General features: G+C 68.1%; 15 protein-coding genes and 1 pseudogene. 6 read left to right on the top strand and 10 right to left on the bottom strand.

The window, feature by feature from the left end:
• Positions 1–522 precede the first annotated feature (522 nt).
• Positions 523–1,266: a hypothetical protein gene (locus ABZ348_RS02970; protein WP_358928666.1), complete on the bottom strand. Its 744-nt coding sequence runs from the start codon at positions 1,264–1,266 to the stop codon at positions 523–525.
• Positions 1,267–1,576: 310 nt separating this feature from the next.
• Positions 1,577–2,164, bottom strand: coding sequence for a hypothetical protein (locus tag ABZ348_RS02965; protein WP_358928664.1), 588 nt, complete (start codon positions 2,162–2,164; stop codon positions 1,577–1,579).
• A gap of 1,407 nt (positions 2,165–3,571) precedes the next feature.
• Here ABZ348_RS02965 and ABZ348_RS02960 point away from each other — a divergent pair.
• A pseudogene (locus ABZ348_RS02960) lies at positions 3,572–3,720 on the top strand (helix-turn-helix transcriptional regulator); the annotation flags it as partial.
• A gap of 41 nt (positions 3,721–3,761) precedes the next feature.
• On the opposite strand, the gene ABZ348_RS02955 reads toward ABZ348_RS02960, so the two are convergent.
• Positions 3,762–4,982 carry a glycoside hydrolase family 18 protein gene (locus ABZ348_RS02955; protein WP_358928662.1) on the bottom strand — a complete coding sequence of 407 codons (1,221 nt, stop codon included), beginning with the start codon at positions 4,980–4,982 and terminating at the stop codon, positions 3,762–3,764.
• Between the two features lie 344 nt (positions 4,983–5,326).
• On the opposite strand from ABZ348_RS02955, the gene ABZ348_RS02950 reads away from it, so the two are divergent.
• Positions 5,327–5,689, top strand: coding sequence for a hypothetical protein (locus tag ABZ348_RS02950; RefSeq protein ID WP_358928660.1), 363 nt, complete (start codon positions 5,327–5,329; stop codon positions 5,687–5,689).
• Positions 5,690–6,458: 769 nt separating this feature from the next.
• Here the strand turns inward: ABZ348_RS02950 and ABZ348_RS02945 are convergent.
• From ABZ348_RS02945 to ABZ348_RS02925, 5 genes are all read right to left on the bottom strand, one after another.
• Positions 6,459–7,814: a glycosyltransferase gene (locus ABZ348_RS02945; protein WP_358928658.1), complete on the bottom strand. Its 1,356-nt coding sequence runs from the start codon at positions 7,812–7,814 to the stop codon at positions 6,459–6,461.
• Positions 7,811–7,972, bottom strand: a complete 162-nt coding sequence (locus ABZ348_RS02940; RefSeq protein ID WP_358928656.1) for a hypothetical protein — start codon at positions 7,970–7,972, stop codon at positions 7,811–7,813. Before ABZ348_RS02940 ends, ABZ348_RS02945 begins: the two co-directional genes overlap by 4 nt.
• A gap of 624 nt (positions 7,973–8,596) precedes the next feature.
• A complete protein-coding gene (locus ABZ348_RS02935; protein WP_358928654.1) occupies positions 8,597–8,905 on the bottom strand; it encodes a hypothetical protein in 309 nt (102 codons plus the stop codon).
• 186 nt (positions 8,906–9,091) lie between these two features.
• Complete coding sequence (locus ABZ348_RS02930; protein WP_358928652.1) at positions 9,092–10,414, bottom strand: VWA domain-containing protein; 1,323 nt, start codon at positions 10,412–10,414, stop codon at positions 9,092–9,094.
• Positions 10,415–10,460: 46 nt separating this feature from the next.
• Positions 10,461–10,700 carry a hypothetical protein gene (locus ABZ348_RS02925; protein WP_358928803.1) on the bottom strand — a complete coding sequence of 80 codons (240 nt, stop codon included), beginning with the start codon at positions 10,698–10,700 and terminating at the stop codon, positions 10,461–10,463.
• Positions 10,701–10,881: 181 nt separating this feature from the next.
• On the opposite strand from ABZ348_RS02925, the gene ABZ348_RS02920 reads away from it, so the two are divergent.
• Complete coding sequence (locus ABZ348_RS02920) at positions 10,882–11,163, top strand: hypothetical protein (protein WP_358928650.1); 282 nt, start codon at positions 10,882–10,884, stop codon at positions 11,161–11,163.
• 534 nt (positions 11,164–11,697) lie between these two features.
• On the opposite strand, the gene ABZ348_RS02915 is transcribed toward ABZ348_RS02920, so the two are convergent.
• The gene (locus ABZ348_RS02915; RefSeq protein WP_358928648.1) at positions 11,698–12,045 is read right to left on the bottom strand and encodes a VOC family protein; all 348 of its coding nucleotides are present in this window, start codon (positions 12,043–12,045) and stop codon (positions 11,698–11,700) included.
• A gap of 1,407 nt (positions 12,046–13,452) precedes the next feature.
• Here ABZ348_RS02915 and ABZ348_RS02910 point away from each other — a divergent pair.
• Positions 13,453–15,744: an ATP/GTP-binding protein gene (locus tag ABZ348_RS02910; RefSeq protein WP_358928646.1), complete on the top strand. Its 2,292-nt coding sequence runs from the start codon at positions 13,453–13,455 to the stop codon at positions 15,742–15,744.
• Positions 15,745–16,009: 265 nt separating this feature from the next.
• Here ABZ348_RS02910 and ABZ348_RS02905 read toward each other — a convergent pair whose 3' ends face one another.
• Positions 16,010–16,132: a hypothetical protein gene (locus ABZ348_RS02905; RefSeq protein WP_358928644.1), complete on the bottom strand. Its 123-nt coding sequence runs from the start codon at positions 16,130–16,132 to the stop codon at positions 16,010–16,012.
• Positions 16,133–16,666: 534 nt separating this feature from the next.
• Here ABZ348_RS02905 and ABZ348_RS02900 point away from each other — a divergent pair.
• Both ABZ348_RS02900 and ABZ348_RS02895 read left to right on the top strand, forming a co-directional pair.
• On the top strand, positions 16,667–16,924 hold the full coding sequence (locus ABZ348_RS02900; protein WP_358928642.1) for a hypothetical protein: 258 nt from the start codon (positions 16,667–16,669) through the stop codon (positions 16,922–16,924).
• A 2-nt stretch (positions 16,925–16,926) separates the two neighbouring features.
• Positions 16,927–17,484 carry a hypothetical protein gene (locus tag ABZ348_RS02895; RefSeq protein WP_358928640.1) on the top strand — a complete coding sequence of 186 codons (558 nt, stop codon included), beginning with the start codon at positions 16,927–16,929 and terminating at the stop codon, positions 17,482–17,484.
• Positions 17,485–17,531: the final 47 nt, after the last annotated feature.

Genomic DNA, 17,531 nt, shown 5'->3' with positions numbered 1-17,531 from the left:
GTACTGGAGCCCGCCGATGCCCGCCAACGAGGCGTCAAGGACACACCCGGGGAAATCGACAGCTCCGCGGGACAGAGGGGTATGACACGGCTGTGGGATCCGGATGTGAAACCACAGATCAGAGCGATACGAGACGACCTTCGGGAACCTACGTTCCGCTCCGCCCGTGCGAGGCCTTAAGGACCTTGCCACAACGCGGGGCCGGCCGCTGCTCCTTGTCATCGCTCATGCCACCAGGACGCCACCGGGTACCTGTGGACAGGGGCGAGGTCTCGTGCGGAGCCTGTGGGGCGGCGGGCCCTGCGGCAGGGAGTGATGCAAGACGTTTGTTCGCCCGTGGGCACGCGCGAAGCAGCCGGTCGGCCCGCGAGGAGACGGTGCTCGCCGTGCTGCACACCGGGCCGTGATCGCCGCGCCTCGGTGAGCGGTCGCTCTGGGCGGGGCAACACACGCGCCCCGGGGCAGAGGATGGCCGCACTGCCCGGAGAGTCCCCGGAGGAAACGGGCGGGGCGGTGCGGGAGTCAGACGCCGGGTGGGAGGGTCGCCCGCGCGTTCCGGTCCAGCTCCATTCGGGTCCGGTAGGCATGCGCGTCGTCGTACCGGGTCACATACCGGGCGCCGATCAACCGGTAGCGCGGGTTTCCCGTGCGCAGCGCCGTGTGCTGTTCGACCGCCGTCCCGAGAACGCCCGTACCGGGGGCGCTCGCCTCGGCGACGAGGAAGTCGGCGAACGGCTCCGCGTGCGCGGCCAGTTCATGGTTGAGGATCTCCACGATCGCGCCCGGGTGGAGGGTCTGCTCGGTGACGGACACCGTCACGTACAGCGTCAGGGCAGCGGCCGGGTGCCCGGTGAGCCAGGTGCTCAGCCCGGCCGCCGTGAGGTCCGTCAGATCATCCGGGTTCGCCGGGCCGGGCCTGCCCCGGTACAGCCTGGTCGCGCCCTCGGGGAGCCGGTCGGGGACACCGGTGACGATCACATCGGTGTGGGGCACTCGGGCGAGTTTGGGCAGCAGGGCCTCGGCCGGTCCCAGGGGCTCCGGCCACAGCCCCCAACCGGCGTCCGCCTCACCGGCCGGCCCGTCGCACTCCCGGAAGCGGGCCTCGGCCTCCTGGAAGACCCGTACGGTCTCCGTGTCCTTTCGGAGCTTCGCCGCCATGACCCGTTCGTATCGCTCCGCCTCACGAGGATCGTCGTGGATGTTGGTCGCCCTGGTGCCCCAGGAGGCGCCCACGTCCTTGAATCTGCCGGTGAAGATCAGTGCCATCGAGCTGTCCCCCTGGTGTCCGCGCGCCTGCGCGCCCGTACCACCGCGAGCTCTTCGCGCGGTCCGCGAGGGATCTTGTCACAGTCCCGCCGTGAACGTTGGTGAATTCCCCTGTAGAAAGGGCGAGTTGCCGTGTGACCGGGCCACGGCCGGGGGGCGTCACCGCGGGCGATGCTCACCGCCCGCGGTCGTTGGTGTGCGGTGGTGTGTCCGGGGTGGGGTGGGGCGAAGGCTTCCGGAGATCCCGTGAGGGTCTGGCTGCCCTGACGTGTCATCGTCATCGACCGCGCATCCGTCGGGTGCCAGGCGCTCAGCCACTTGGTGGGGGTGCGTCCTCAGGACCGTCCGGGGCTTGGCGCGTGACCGTGGCGGAGGCGGTCTCCTCGCCCCGGGCCAGCAGGCGCAGGGAGGCGACCAGCCCCGTGTCGCGCATGCTCGCGAGCTGCCACGCCCACGCCATCCCGCAGATCAAGTCGGCGACGACCAAGTAGCACAGGACACGTACGGCGCCGAGGTCCGACGGGTCGCGCACCAGAAGGATTCCGGCCCAGATCTCGAAGACCACAATGCTCAGCAGCCCGGCGGCCAGCCCGTACGGCCGTCCCGCCGCGCCGTCCCGAACGCGCAGCGCGGCGAGCGCGAAGGCGAGAACACAGAGTCCCCCGGCAGCGGACCACCAACCCAGATCAACCCCGGGCACCAGGGCGGCCAGGGAAAGCACCAGGGCGTCGGTGAACACCAACAGGGCGGCCGAGGCCAAGGTGCGGAAACCCGTGCTCCCCGCCGTCCCGGCCCCCTGATGCGGAGCCAGCGAGATCGCGACGAAGAGCAGTCCGGCCAAAGCACCCGTGGCCCCGGCCGCCGCGGTGAAGAAGTCGCGGTACTCCTCCGGCATCATGCCCGCACGGTACCGCCCGCACCTGCTGCTCCTGTGGGTGCCGCACCCAACGGGGCTTTTCGGACAGGCGCCGCGTCAACGTACTGCGTCCACGAGCGGGGCGTGTGTCCGGTACTCAGCGGTCCAGGGTGGGGCGGGGTGTTCGAGATTGCGCTGCGTTTTCCGAAGCGGCACCAGGGCGGGAGCGTACGAGTCAGGGCCGCTGAAGGACGGGGTCGCCCAGTACGACGGTCGCCGTAGGGTTGTCCGTCTGCCCGCTCTCGATGTGGAGGATGGCGATGCCGGTGAGGTCCATGGATCCCACACCGGGCGGTTGATCTGTGCCGTAGCAGTCTTCAGAGGCTTCTCACCATCTTCGCCGCCACCGAAGTTCACAGTGACGGGATAGGCCGCGGCTGTCGTCGTCGAGACCGACGGTGAGGGTGGGGGACTTGTAGCGTTCGTTGATGCTATGGACGAGCCGGCCGTAGGAGTCGACATCGGCGACCAGTGCGTTGCGAAGCGGGTGCCGCCTATGACGGCGGATGTGGTCTCCCACCCCCCGTCAAGACCTGAAGGGGTGTGAGATCGGTCAGCGGTACGTCTGTGGTCGCCCCGGAGGCACCCGGGACCGGCGTGACAGTGCCCGGCCGGTCCTGTTCCGGCCCTGGGGCAGGGGTGGCAGTCACCGTGACCGTGGCGGTGGCAGTCGCGGTGCGCACGGTCGGGGGTGTCACAACCGTGGAGACACAGACTTGTACTCCTTGGCGGCACGGACCTGACGGTCACCGAAACCGGCTACCGCGAACTCCAGGCGGTTCCCGTCCAGTTGCTCGTCGCCTGATGAGCAACCCACAGAACTGAAACCGCCCTGGGCCGATGCAGCCGCTCCGCGACATACTCCGATCCGATCCGATCCGATCCGATCCGATCCGATGCGATCCGATGCGATCCGATGCGCGACGCCGGCCAGCGCCGGAGTCACCATGACCACAGTGCTTGTCGAGGAATGCGCACCTGAGGCGGGTGAGAGTCGACCTGCGCGCGAGGTGGGACGCCTTGGTACCAGCGTCGGCGTGGACGGCGTCGAAGCCGCGGGCTTCCGAGGAGCACTCGCGCCGTTCGATAAAGCCTTGGTGTTCGAGACCGTCCGAGATACGGATGGTTCCGCGGCGGATGGGCAGCAAGGACACGCCGGTGCCCTTCATCCGCAACCGTGAACCGAACCTCATCGTGCCGTCCGGATCGCAGCCAGGCCGGCCGGCCTCCAGATCCGGCCGGCCCGACCCCACCGGAAGAGCGCGACGCGCGCGATGCCGGGATGGCGCGACGAGGTAGCCACCGTGCGGACCTCGGTTCTGAACGCGCCACCACCTGGCGCGTACTGCCAATGCAGACGGACCTCCTCACCGCGATCCGCACGGTTGTGGCGGACCGGAGAACTTCTCCGAGCGTGAACGCCAGGTCCTGACCCTCGTGGCCCGGGCTGAACAACACGGAGGTCGCCGAGATGCTGGGCTGTCCCCACAGACGGCGAGAACCATGTCAGCCGTTTCATGGGCAAGCTGGGTGCCCGGTGGTCCCGGGCGAGCGGTGAACCCTCGGCCGGTCCGGTGCGTCAGCGGACCGCCCTGCTCAACTCGCCGTCTCGGGTGTCGCCGCCCAGTTCCCAGATGAAGGTGCCGCCCAGTCCCTGCCGTTTCCCGTACGCGACCTTGTCCACGATGGTGACTGGGGTGTCGTAGCTCCACCAGTCGGTGCCGCAGTGGGCGTACGCGGTCCCGCCGGCCCGCCCGGTGACCGGGCATCTGGTCTTCAGCGCACGGTAGAGGTCGACGGTCGGCTGCTCCGTCCCCTGGGCGGGTCCTGTCGCGGCCCCTCCGGGCTTGGACTGGGTGACCCCTGTCCAGCCGTGGCCCTCGAAGGAGATGCCGAGCAGCAGCTTGCGGGCGGGGATGTCCTGGTCCTTGATTTTCCGGATCGCCGCGTCGACGGTCGCGTGCCGGTGCGGAATGCCCGGGTAGGCTCGCAGTGGCGCGTGCGGGGCGGTCGGACCGCGGCTCTCGTGCCAACCGTAAAGCCGGTAGGTCATTACGTTGAACCAGTCGACGTACCTTGCCGCTTCCGCGTGATCGGTCGCGTCGATCCCGCCGCCCGGTGCGGCGTCGCCGGAGATGGTCGCCGTGACCAGGTCACTGCCGAACTCCGCGCGCATCGCGGACATCAGCGTCCTGAACGCGTCGCCATCCCGGTGGGGGTATTGCCAATTGATATCGATGCCGTCGAAGACGTCACCCCAGCGTGAGTCCTCGACCAGCGCGCGGCAGGACCGGGCGTACCGTCTGGCCTCCTGCGGCTCGCCCAGTTCGGCCTGCTGGTTCCAGTCGGTGAACGACCAGATGACCTTCAGCCGGGGATGCAGTTTCTTGAGCTTCCGCAACTGATTGAAGTTGCCCCACCCTCGCCCGTCCCAGACGTCGGCGACGCCGTCCACGCTGTTGTCGGCGCTGTGGTGCATGTCTATGTCGGCGTGCCCGTCCCCGGGATAGCAGCCGCGGCTCTCGACAACTCCGTGGTAGTACCGGATGTGCGTCAGTTTCTCCGCCGCACCCGAGGTCTGGAGGTCCTTGATGTAGTTGTTGCGGTAGTGGCTCCAGTTGGTGAAGGTGCCGACCACCTTGTCCTGGGGTGGGGCGCTGGCGCGTGCGGGAGTCGATGCGGATGTGGACGCGGATGCGGTGGGGGTAGTGCCAGTGAGGAGGGTTGCGCCGAGTGCGGCGGTGCAGGCCGCTGCGATCAGAGCCCGTAATCGGGTACGCGGACGATGGTGAGCGGTCATCGGATCTCCTCTTGGGGGAGAACGAACGCGTGACTGTCGATCGTCTGAGCAATGTGGCATGGGCATGGGCATGGCCGTGCTTGGGGCACGGTAGGAGAACGCGGTCACCTGGTCAATGACTCCGGCAAGGGCCCGGCAGGAGCAGGCGGCGCTGTCGCTGTCGCTGTAGATCTGGACTGATCTCGGTCGGGCGCCGAGGACGATCGACGCCTACGCCCGCGGGCTGGCCGAGTACCTGCTGATGTGTGAGCGGGAGAACGTTGCCCCGGTCACCGCGAGCGGTGCACATATAGTCGTCTATGTAAGGGAATTGACTTCACGGCCTCACCGTCGGGGGCAAAGTGGTGTCGATCGACTTGGAGGCAGGACCGGCCAACGCCACCATCCAGCAGCGCCTGGTGCCGGTCCGCTTGTTCTACGGCTTCCTTATGGAGGAGGGCCTGCGGGAGTCGAACCCGGTCGGCCGGGGCCGTTACACCCCGGGGCGCCAGAGGGGCGGGCAGGAGCGCGGGCTGGTGCCGCGGCTGACGAAGCTGCCGTGGATCCCCAGCGAACAGCAGTGGCTTGGAATCCTGCAGGTCGCGCGGGAGGAGCCGGTCCGCAACCGGGTGATGCTGGCCCTGGCCTACGATGCCGCGCTGCGGCGAGAGGAGCTGTGCTCACTTCGGACCGACGGCCTCGGCACGACGGCGGAGGTGTCGCGGTGACCGCACCACTGCAGGCCATCGCCGCCGAGGACGGGGCCGAACGCTGGTCATGGCCGATCTCCCCGCCCCGCGACGACGCCGCGGTGGCAGTGCGACCTGCCGAGGCCAGGGCCGTGGCCAACCTGGGCGTGCGTAATTTCCGCCGACTGCAGTACCACGACCCGTCCGCGCCGGGCTGGCGCGTGATCACGCGACTGCTGGTTCCGCTGGAGGCGGTCAACGCCGCACTGGACTCCCCACCCACCCCGCACCGCCGACGGGCCATGCTCGACGTGGTCGCGATGCTGCTGACGCGGTGCGCGGAGACCGGCCGGACCTTCTGGGGCTGGACCGAGGAGGAATGGTTCCACCTGCTCGGCCGCACTCAGACCGAGTTCCGGCGGCACGCGCCTGCCTGGACAGGCGACGAGGTCCGCCCCTATCTCGCGGCACACTCCTACCTGCGACCCGCCCACACCCATCGGCGCGAACCGCCCATCCATCCCACGCGAACAACCCATACAGCCCCCACCACACAGAACGAGTCCACCAGCACTCCGTCCGGGCCCTGTTGGTGCCCAGCTTCTTTGACCCGTGCCAGCGCTCTGCCGATCGCGGGAGGCGGGTGCTGGGCGCAGTTCCGTACAGCCCTGTTGCCGAGTCTGCGTCCTCTGGCTGAAGGCGCGGGCCGCCTACGTCGCGAGACCCTTGTCGAAGCCGGTCAGCTCCAGCAAACGCAACGCGGGGGAATCGCCTGTTCCGTTTGTCTGTCGTCGTTGCGAAGCGTGTTTCAGAGTGCGACCTCCACGCCCCTCTTTCGGGTGCCCCAGGAGTCGACGCGCCAGAAGGTCGCCAGGGCGAACAGGTGCATGGGGCGGACGACGAGGGTGCGCCATGCGCCGGCCAGCGGAGAGCATAGGACCAGGGCGAGTTGGAAGGCGACGCTCTCGTCCGAACGGCGCAGGGCGATGTAGCGCAGCGATGTGAGCCAATTGATGCCGACGCCGACGAGGACCGTGGAGAGCAGCAGAGAGCCTGCGGCGTCGCGTAGACGCGGGTCGGCGAGCAGCAGGATTGGTGCGCAGATGGCGAGTGAGAGTTGGATGAGTTCGATGAGGGGGATCCAGAAGACGGGTGAGAGGACGCTGCGGGCGTAGCGGAACCACCAGAAGGTGCGAATGAAGGTGCCGCGCATCCAACGCATCTGCTGGCGTCGGTACTGGCCGAGGGTGTCGGGGACGAGGGTGTAGGCGACACAACTGGGTTGGTGGACGGTGCGGCCGTGGAGGAGCCCGTAGAGCGTCATGAGGGAGTCGTCGTTCATCTGCATGGGGCGGCTGCGGAACGTTTCCTGCGGGTAGGCGTGGTGGTAGGGCCGTAGGACGTCGCCGCGGTAGAGGGCGAGCGTGCCGGAGTTGATCATCACGCGGCCGAGGACTGACTGGGCGGAGCGGAATCCGCGGGTGAAGGGGATGTAGAGCACCGAGGTGAGGCGGGTGAGCCAGTTGCGGCGGGTGTTGAGGACCGCGACGAAGGGTTTCAGCCCCTCCCGGAGCGCTTGTTGGTCCAGGATGCTGTCGCTGTCCAGTGTCACCACGATGTCGGAGTCGTCGTCGGCGAGCGAGGTCATCTGGGCATAGCGCTTGCCGCGGTTGGTGGTGCGCTGCCAGCGGGCGTCGACGCCGGCGTGACATGCTCGGGTGAGGAAGTCGTCGCGGATGTCTTCGAGCGGATCCGTCGAGCCGTCGTCCAGGACGCGGACGCGCTGTGGTCGTCGGCTCTGGTTGAGCACGGAGTCCAGGCAGGCTCGCAGGGCGGCTGGGTCCTCGTTGTAGACGGGCACTTGGACCACCACCGTGAGTTGGTCCAGTAGTGCGTCCTGTTCGGGCGTCGTCTGGGCAGGACGCTCCCACCAGGACAGCGGTACCCACCACAGCAGGAGGAAGGAGACGGCGAACACCACCGCCAGCCCGCCGCCGTGGCCCGCGGCCGGGGCGAGGACCGTGTACAGGTGCCAGCAGGCCCACGTGGTGAAGCCGAGGAGGGGCACCGCCGCCAGAGCGGCCAGCGCCGAGCGCGAGACATGCCGGGCCGACGGCGGCACCAGCGTGCCGGTGTGCGGCCGGACGGTTACGGGCGTGCTCATTCCGCTGGGCTTCGCCGGGGCCGGAACCCGGCCCGCACGAGCAGCGCGCCCATCAGGATCGGGACGGCTACGGCCAGCAGGATCTGCCAGCCAGAGATGGCCACACCACCGATCGCCAGTGTCAACGCACCCGTGTTCGCCAACTGATGGTCATACATGTACCCACTACTCCGCTCTCACCCCCACACAGAAACAGGTCGGCAGAAAAGTATCAATAAATGATAAATAGGAGCACTATTTACCATAGTGTGTCGTGAGATCCGGGCATGTTCACGGGCGCCTCACGACCGGGCCACAACGATGGTGGGAGCCGGTCCGGTGGCGGGAAAGGAGCGACGCTGTCCGCCGCCTGGACGCGATATGGGCCAGGGTCGGGAGGGCGACCTACCAGCCGTCGCCGGCGAGCGCTCGCTCAGGAAGCGTCCGGATTGATCAGGATCTGGCGCGTTGCGGGGAGTCTGCATGAGAACCAGCACATGGGCCACGCGCCCGAAGGAGTCAGCGCCAGGTGCGGCGTTAGTGCTGATCATGTCGACGGGGACCCTGGCGAGGTAGGGGGCCACGGACGCCAGCGCTTCCGTATGCGCGAGCGGGCCGATCAGGTTCTCCACGGCACGCCGAGCCGATGTGAGATCGCCGAGTACGGGATGGGCGACGGCGCAACCCGGCAAGCGCTCTCAGGATGATCCGGAGCAGCGAGAAGAACGAGCACCAGTTCGTCTTGCGGGGACCGGGCTTGCTGGCTGCGGGAGAATGCTTCGCGGATGGCGTCCTTCAGCCGCTCACGGCATGACCGGTCCTCGGTACCGGCGGCGACCAGGAGCTCTGCGTGCTCGGTGATGAGGCCGCTCCACCAGCCGGACATCCTCGTTTCCGGCCACTGCCAGGCAGCGTTCGGCACGCTCGATCACGTCGGGATCGATGTCCCGGCTGATCACCGCACCGTCCGGCCCGACGAGATGGCACAGCAACGCCGCGTTGTAGCCACCCGAACCGACCTCCAGCACCCGGTCACCTGGCCGGATCTGCAGGCGTTCGAGCATCATGGCCACCAGCCAGGGAGCCGAGACCGAACTCAGCGGACCGCCCACCAGACCTCCGGGGCCAGGAGTCAAGACGCAGCAGCGGCCCACACAGCCTCCTCCAGCAACTCCTTGCCGCGACTCGGCCACGAACACCTGACCGACAGACTGAGGAACCCCACAGAAATCCGTCTCAGTGGGGCATGGTCCCGCAACCCCAAGGTGCCCAGCGCTTCACGTGAACGGCGCGGGTCGCTACAGGATGCCGGCCTGTTCGGCGGAGGTGATCCAGGAGGGGAACTCGGAGAGCAAACGGTCGTAGAGCTCCGTGTCAGGCATGTGTTCCATGTCGTCGACGGTGAAGAAACCCACATTGTCGACGCGGCGGCCCTGCATGGTGTCGAACCGGGACAGGATTCCGTAGTTCGACTGCCCCAGCCCGACGAACTGCCAGAACACCGGCTCGTCGACCGCTTCCCGTAGCTCTTTCTCGATCTCGACGTTGCGCTGGATGCCACCGTCGGAGAAGAACAGCACCAGGGTGGGAACGGGCACCGGGTTGTGCCGAACGAAGGTACGGATCTCGGCGATCACCTTCTGCTCTTCGTTCTGGATGCCGACATCACGCATGTCCACCTGGCCGGGCTCAAGTCCCCTCTTCGGCTTCCTCCGGAAGAAGCCCAACTGCCCGACACGGACATGGAGCCTTAGCCACTCCGGCAGCTCGCCCAGCGTCAGATCCGGTAGCTGGGCCGGATTCGTGGCGAATGTCCACGCCTGCATGTCGCCGTCGTCGTCCAACTCCGCGGCCACGGCCGCCATCCGCTCCACCACGTCGGCCACCGTGCCCCTGGTGTAGAGGCTCGCCATGGAACCGGACGCGTCGAGGACCAGGATGACGCGTGCCATGACCCCGGCAGCCCGGTGCTTGCGGAGGCTGACGGCCACCTGCTCCTTGCGCAACGACAGGCGCTCGCGCATCTCGACGGGCAACTGCTCCACCCCCTTCGCTAGTCGTGGACCGGGGGTGGCAGGAGGCGGGGGTTCTTCGTCGACGGTGATGCCGAAGTCGGTGGCGAGTCCGGCAAGCCCGGACGCGTATCCCTGCCCCACCGCGCGGAACTTCCACTGCCCACCGCGTACGTACAGTTCGCCACCTATGAGCGCCGTCTCGGTCGTCGCCTCCATCTCGAACCGAGCCAGTTCGGTCTGCGTCCCGGCGTCGAGTAGCCGCAGCACCAGCCCTGACAACTGACCGAACGTTCCGCCGTCCGCCGAAGCGGCCAGCACGATTCGCTCGACACCAGGTTCCATCTGCCCGAGATTCACCTCCAGTGTGTCCGTCACGGTGCCGGACGTTTGCTGTTTTCCCAGGTGGAGTACCGCGCCGGAGTCGTGCCTCGGCTGGTTGTAGAAGACGAAGTCCCCATCGCCGCGCACCCGACCATCGCTGCCGAGCAGGAGCGTCGAGGCATCAGCAGTCGGTGTGCCGGATTGATGCGTCCAAGAGAGCACGGCGTGCACCATGGTGGAACCGATGGGCAGGTTCGCACCCTTGCTGAGGGAGTTCGCTGTCATGGCCCCAGTGTGCCTGGCCGATCCACCTACCGGACCGGCCACCACCTCAGATTTCGACGTGCGGTGCGAGGAGGTGAAGCCGCACCGTGGTGTCAGCCCCGGCCGTGGCGAGTAGCGTGTCGTCGGGGGAGAACGTTGTGCTGAAAACTAGGGGAGTATGGCCGGCGATGCGTTCGTCGATCGGGTGTCCGCTGGCAGGGTCCCACAACCGCACGGTCTCATCCGCGCTGGCCTTGGTCAGCAGCGAGCCGTCGGGCGAGAACGTCACGCCGAACACCGGACCGATGTGGCCGGTGAGAAGTTCGCCGAGCGGCTCCCGGCTGATCTGCTTTCACAGCCACACCATCCAAAGCGGTGGCTGACAATGCCCCGAGCGCGTTGTGACTGGGTGTTCCAGGCGGCTTGAGTTTGCAGCAGGTTGTCAGGGAAGTCGGTTGCGTTCATACCCGTATGAGTAGGCTGGGCGGGTGTCTGAGCCCCTCGCGTTGCACGGCTACTTCGTCCGTTGTGTGGAGAGGTCCGACAAAGTCGGCTTCTCGCTCCGGGACGGCAGGGAGTTCCTCGGCTGGGTGGTCGAGGTGGAGGAGGGCCGGATCCTTGTTTCCTGGGCGCCGGGCCCCTTTGACGACCCGGTCGACGACGGCGACGGGGAAAGTGGCGACGAGTGGGTGGCGTTCGCAACGATCCGCCTCGGCTCGGTCGGCCACTATGACTGGACGGCCCGTCGCTGGGTGAGCATGCTTGGCTGAACCGCGCGATTCATCGGGTGTTGCGGATGCCGCCAGTACCCGTGCGGGAACGGGCAGCAGGCCGCGAGCGCTGCCGGAGTTGCAGCCGCCCGCGACCGCGAGACTCGAACCATGCAGTACCGGTAGATGTGTCCCCTCGGTATCGTCTCGGTCGGATGCCGTTTGGAGCGACGGCGACGCGGAACCCCTGCGTTATCAGCCGTGCCCAGCCGCGCTGTCCGGACCTCGTTGAAGACGGCCGTGCCAACCGCCGCCTTGACCTCGCGCGTACTCGTAACACCACACTGCACCAGCCAGACACGCATCCCCATCGCCGTCATGCCCCCCGGTTACTCGGCTGCGTGACCTGCTGGGAATTCCCGCGTCGCTGAACAGGTCTTTCTCACGAGCCAGAACGCGAATCTCTCAGCAAGTGCGCAACCGCTGCGCGTAGACCGTGCTCTGCCACCAGGAGATCCGTCTCTACCGCTCGGGCCTTTCAGTGAGAAATCACCTGGTCGACGAAGCGAGAGTCGCCACTGCGCCATCTGAGGGTCAGACCACAGGGTTCTCCAGGAGGGTGACCCGGTTGCCGTCCGGGTCTTCCAGGGCAGCGAACCGGGTGCGGGTACCGCCGGCCTGCACCGGCCCCGCAGTCAAACCGCGTTCCTTGAGCTGTGCAAGTGCCTCGTCCAGATCAGGAACCTCCAGATTGAGGAGCGCCGAACCAGAACGCTCGGCGTCCTCGAAGACCGAGAGCCAGCCCCCTGTAGTGAGATGCCAGTCCGCCAGCGACGCCATCGGCCGGGTGTCCGCAGGACGTCCCAGCAACTTTTCATACCAGGCCACCGCAGTCTCAACGTTCCCCACAGGAGCAACCATCAACACGCGGGCAATTTCCATGAATGCCACCTTTTCTCGAACCACAGTTTTCGTTCTCTTCTCCAGACTGCTTGAGCCAACAGAACTCATCGCACGCTGCCAAAAAGGCGGGCAAGGCGGGACAAGCCCCGGCCGTAGGCGATCGAAACGTGGACGGTCACGGCATTGCAGGCCACGGAGCGTCGCCGTTGTCCTTCTCAATGGTGTGAGCAGTCCGCTCAGAAGTTCCTCCGCCCGCCGTCCCACCCCGGATTCTCGAACCTGGCGGAGGGTCCAGCGGCCTCCACCCGACGGCTCTGCTCAACATGAGGCTTTGCATCCCAGGTGCAAGTGTTCTTTCGGTACTTCGGGGCGCGTACGGGCGCCCACGTCCCCCGTGCGCCAGGTAGCTGCTTCTGAACGGTCATCGTCAGCCTCACACGCCTGGTGCAGCGCGATCTGGGCTGAGTCGACGCCGGAGAGCTTCAGAGCTGGCTGCTCGCTTCTCCAGGACGAGGCTGTCCTTCAGCGGGCCCGAAGCCACCGGCTTTCCTGACTCAGCTACCACCACCTCATTGGCTGTGTGCACGTGGCGTCGTACTCGTGAGTATCACCCCAGGTCAAGTCCTCTTTTGGGGAGCACTGTTGCCGTTCTGGAGAGCAACACCGCCGGGGTGTTGCTCTCCAGAACGGCAACGCTTCGAGCCGTTTTCGGAGCCTGCTACCTGGTCCTGATCATCCAAGATCGGTGCCGAGTAACAGAGCTGGGCCATTCAGAAGAGGAACATCATGAACGACAACACCAAAACGCTACGTCGCCCTTCGGCGGTCTTCTGGCGCCGCCTCGCCCGCCATGCAGCTCTAGGTGGCGCAGGGGCGGTCGGTTCCGGAGCCGTCAGCGTCCTTCTGTGGTGGCTGCGGAATGGGTAGTGGTCTGTGTGAGAGATCCATTAGTCGGCCAGGAAACCATGAGCCTGGGCTCCTCGCGTCAAACGCGGTGCGGGCCATCCCAATGTGCACGTCGTCCAGCTTGAGCGCGCGATCAGAGGGCCGAACGCCGATGCAGTGCGAAAACACCGCCCTCATCCCGGACCTGCCGCCGCCCGTCTGCTCTCCGGTATGCCCCCCACTGCCCGCGACCTTCCCTCGGCACGGAGCAGGAAGAGAACTCGACGCAGGGGGGCGAAGGCTAGTAAGCCACCCCCACAGCACCGTAGCCATTCGGGTCCACACGAGCCGGGTGGGAGAGCCCGCGGTCCGGACTCTCGCACCCGGCCGCATACCGTCGCTGTGCCTGCCGCCAAGAGTGCGACCTGCGGCTATCAAGCCCCGCAGTCTGGCTCTGCTGTTGCCACCGTATCCGTCAACACCGAACTCGCCAGCAGGCGCTACCGTGACGGCAATACTGGCCGAATGCATGACGGAAACACCCTCGCTAGGAACGGGACAGTGACCCCCACGTCGGGACGCGCCCCTGGGACCCTCTCCCCCCTCCGGGACGACCTCGACCCGGACATACGCGCCTTCGTCGAAGACCTGCGACAGGTCTTCTCCCAACTCGGGCTCGGGGTCCGCCGCTACGCCACCCGCCGATTCCTCACCGCCAGCGCCCTCAGCCGCTACCTCAGTGGCACGCGCATCCCCCCGTGGGAGTTCGTCGCAGACCTCATTACAGACGTCGAGGAAAAGCGCGGCCCGCTCACGCCCGGCGCGGAGGCTGCGTTGCGGGAACTGCACCGGAGGGCGAGCGAGCGAGAGCGTGGCGGACGCGAGGCACAGGTGCTGGAGGCCCGGCTCGCCGAGGCTGACGAGGAAACCCGCCGGATCACCACACGGCAACGCGCCCTGGAGGAAGCCCTGCTGAAACGCGAGCGCCGCCTGAAGGAGGTCCAGGCCCGCTGCCACAGGCTGGAGCTACGCCTGGAAGGCGAGGCGCTGGCCCGTCGGGGTGAGGTCGAGACCTGGAGGGGCGAGCACGCGCGTCTGGAGGAGGAGCGCGCTGCTCTCCAGGAAGCAGTGGTCCACTTGCGGGAGGCGCTTGCGGTCGCGCAGGCCGAACTGGCCGCCGCCGAGGACCGGTGCCACCGGCTGGAGCACCAACTCGACGAGCTCGCCACCGCCCCGGACGGGGGCGAAATGGCGTGGCTCACCGCAATGCTGGAGGCCGACCGCCGCCCGGTACCAGAGCTGGTGCGGGCGGTCGGCGATCTGGAGCAGCGAACCAGAGCCGCGACAGCGATGGACCTGGTGCGCTCAGCCGGACAGTCCCGCAGCGTCGAAGAGGTCGCGGGGCTGCTGGCCGCGCTGCGGCGGGAGGGCTGGGACAGCCACGCCCGCACCGCACTCGCGGCCATTGCCGTGGCACGCCCGGCCGGTGACCTGAGCGCGCTGGCCCAGGAGCTCCTCAGAGAAGACATGGAGGAGTACCTCGTGGTCCTCCTCCAGGCGTCAGCCGCGAACCACCAACCGGTCCAGCTGGCCGAGTTCACGAACAGCCTAGGCCAGGCCGGAATGGGAGAGTACGCGAACAGTTTGCTCGGGGCGGCGGCCGTCGTCCGCCCTGTCGAGGACGTGCTGGCCGTCATCGACGCGGTACCGTCCGGCGCAGGTCGCGCGGAAGCCGCACTGCGCGCGGCTGCGAAGCGCCGGCCAGTACCGGATCTGGCGGACCTGGCCCTAGCGCTGCGCCTTGCGAGGATGAGCAGGGAGTGCGACGCCCTATGCCGGGAAGCGGCGGCGGTCCGGACCGCGGGGGATGTCGCCGGGCTGATCGACCTGTTAGAGAACACCGGCCTCGTCGACTCCGCCGCGACAATCCTCTCGGTCGCGCAGGACCGCACCGCCGACTACCTGATCGGCCTCGTGCAGGCCTTACCCTTCCACCATGCTTGGACCGTTCTGCACTGGGCGGCGTTGGCGAGACCGATCCCCGAACTCGCCGTGCTGACCGGCGGGCTGCATGTCACCGGGCGTCCCCAGCTGGCCTCGGTACTACTGGCGTATGGCTTGCCAGGACTGAACACCGAGCAGACCGCGCAGATGCTGGACGCCCTGGACCAGATGCAGCCGGGCTGGGACACCCTCGCGCGGGAAATGGGCCGGAGACTCACTCCGGTCGAGGCAGCCGACCTCGTGGCGGGACTGGAATCGGGAGGCATGGCGCGGCAGGCCGACTCGCTGTTCCGGGCTGTCGTGGACGGTGACCTGGTGGGGCACGTCGCCCACTTCCTCGCCGCGCTGGACGCCGCGGGATTCACCCGTGGGCACCGTGACATGCTCCACCGGTACGCCAACGGCGCAGGGGTGCGGGCGCAGGCGAACCTTCTGCTGGCCCTGGAAACCGCCGGGCTGGCCGAGCACCGTGACGCCCTCATCCGTAGCCGCTACGCGGTGTGCCCGGTCGGCGAGACCGGCGAGCTGATGACGCGCCTGACCGCCGCCGGCGGTGAGCACGCCACGGACGTGGTCGAGCACGTGATCGACCGTATGGTCACCGCGCGGTCCGTCGTCGATCTCGTGGCCCTCTTCAGCGTGCTGTCCTCGGCAGAGCTCACGGTCGTGGCCCACACCCTCGGCGACCGTGCGTGGGCAGTCCACGGGAGACGGTTCAGGGACGAGATGAAGCGTGCCAGAGCCAAGCAGGAGCCCATCCGGTCACGAGCGACATGGGTCCTGGATGACACACCACCGGGACCGATCGCCCTCTGGATCCAACGCACCAAGGCAGAATCCGAGCGCTGAGGAGGGTCGGGGACTGGCGCGGTGGCTGCTGCTTCGGTTCCAGGCCCCGCCGCTCCAAGCCGAGACCGTGCATGCTCTCCTCCCGTAAACGGCTCTCCGACATCGTTCACCGGCTGGCATGTCCCGTCGCCCCGCGTACGGCGGGAGTCCCCGAGCCGAGCAATCCACCCACAGGCGCTGCGGGTGGTCCGATTCCCGCCCGCGCGGACCGATTCCGCCTCCATGCCCGCAATGGGATGGGCGCCGCGTGCAGGGCCCCGGTGGGTCAGGGGCGGAACGAGTCCAGTCCGTGGCGGATCACGCGGATCGCCTTGATCAGTTGGCCGGAGGAGACGAGCCCTGTGCTGGGGTGAGCGCAGACGTTGCGGATGCGCCGTGCGTACCGCACCTGGGTTCCTCACCGACGAACTCCAGGGCTCGCACGACCGTCCGACAAGCCCATGGCGCAAGGCACCTTACGGGTTCGGGGGCTGAGATTCCTCGCGGAGTGCTGTACTCCGTGCGTAGTCCGCACCCGCTTCTGGTGGCTTACCCCATGCTTCGGGGTGGAGGTACGTGCCTCTCTCTTCCTCGGGCTTCTCTTCTTCTTTGCGCCAGCCGCGTCGACCTGACACCGAGGTTCTCGGCCGCGGCGGCTGACGCGCCAGCATCACGCCGATCGCCGGAACCTCGACGTCACCCGGTGCGGTTGTGGTCAGTGTGCTCACGAGGCCGACACCGTACGGAAGAACGCCCGGGACGCCTATGCCGCGCTGGGCACCCGCGTCTACGTCGAGCGGTGCGAAAGGGAGCTCCAGGTCGGCGGGGTCCATGCGCCCCCGGGTCACCCCGGGCATGGCCCGGCTCAACTGCCGCCGGGACTGCCGCTCGAACACTCCCGGCGGCCCTACGGTCGTGCCGGGCGGACAGCTCCGGAGAGGCCGTGGCTGCGCCCTACGCGCTGGGAGTGCCCATGAAGAAGAACCGGTTGGCAGCAGGCGGTGCGGCGGTGGTGCTCGCCGCGGGGATGGCCATAGGAGCCACCGCCCCGGCGACCGCCGCCCCCGCCACCGAACGGATCGCCTCCGCCGAGCAGTTCCACGCCCACCTGGCGAAGGCGGTCGAGCGGGAGAGCGCCCAGGCCGGCGAGATCAGTTGCTGCCCGGCCGGCCAATACGTTCCCGTAGCGACCGGGGCCTGACCATGGACACCGTGGGAGCGGTGCGGACCGCAGCCGAGCAGTCCGGCCCGGCGGCGGGCCCTGGGGAGTCCTCGGTCACCTGGTGTCCGAGCGGACGCCCGGACCGGCCCGAATCGCAGGTGCTCGGGGTCCGTTCGGGCCAGGACGGCGCGGTCGTCTACCTGGAGCGGCCGATGCCGGCCGCCGAGGTGCTCGGAGCCGTACCGGAGGGCATCGAACCGACCCGGGTGCTGAGGTTCGCCTCGCACTGCGTGTCTGCGTGCGTCCACCGGCGGGGCAACGACTGCACGCTCGTGGAGCGGGTCGGGGTGCTCCCGGAGGCCGGTGAGACCCGGTCGGTCCCACGGTGTCATCTCCGCGGCCGGTGCCAGTGGTGGCAGCAGACCGGGGTGTCCGCCTGCCACCGCTGCCCGGCCGTGGCCACGGCGGTCCTCCAGGAGGACACCCTCACCACGCTGGTCGCGAACCCGGCGACCACGCTCGAACAACTCGGCGAGTGGATCGCGCAGTCCCCGGACGGACCCTCCCCCGAGGGGCCGTCCGGCAAGGCGGGAGGCTGACCGCCGCGGACAGGGGTACGGCCGGTGTGTCAGGGGAGCGGTCCCCG

The sequence above is a fragment of the Streptomyces sp. NPDC005963 genome, from assembly GCF_040638655.1.
GTDB lineage: Bacteria > Actinomycetota > Actinomycetes > Streptomycetales > Streptomycetaceae > Streptomyces.
Note: the sequence above shows the minus strand (reverse complement) of the source record. Positions and strands in the feature narration are given on the sequence as shown.

What these genes read in the sequence shown, in the direction of transcription:
- ABZ348_RS02970 (WP_358928666.1), bottom strand. Translation starts at nt 1,266, where the DNA reads ATGGCACTGATCTTCACCGGCAGATTCAAGGACGTGGGCGCCTCCTGG.
- ABZ348_RS02965 (WP_358928664.1), bottom strand. Translation starts at nt 2,164, where the DNA reads ATGATGCCGGAGGAGTACCGCGACTTCTTCACCGCGGCGGCCGGGGCC.
- ABZ348_RS02955 (WP_358928662.1), bottom strand. Translation starts at nt 4,982, where the DNA reads ATGACCGCTCACCATCGTCCGCGTACCCGATTACGGGCTCTGATCGCA.
- ABZ348_RS02945 (WP_358928658.1), bottom strand. Translation starts at nt 7,814, where the DNA reads ATGAGCACGCCCGTAACCGTCCGGCCGCACACCGGCACGCTGGTGCCG.
- ABZ348_RS02940 (WP_358928656.1), bottom strand. Translation starts at nt 7,972, where the DNA reads ATGTATGACCATCAGTTGGCGAACACGGGTGCGTTGACACTGGCGATC.
- ABZ348_RS02930 (WP_358928652.1), bottom strand. Translation starts at nt 10,414, where the DNA reads ATGACAGCGAACTCCCTCAGCAAGGGTGCGAACCTGCCCATCGGTTCC.
- ABZ348_RS02915 (WP_358928648.1), bottom strand. Translation starts at nt 12,045, where the DNA reads ATGGAAATTGCCCGCGTGTTGATGGTTGCTCCTGTGGGGAACGTTGAG.
- ABZ348_RS02895 (WP_358928640.1), top strand. Translation starts at nt 16,927, where the DNA reads ATGGACACCGTGGGAGCGGTGCGGACCGCAGCCGAGCAGTCCGGCCCG.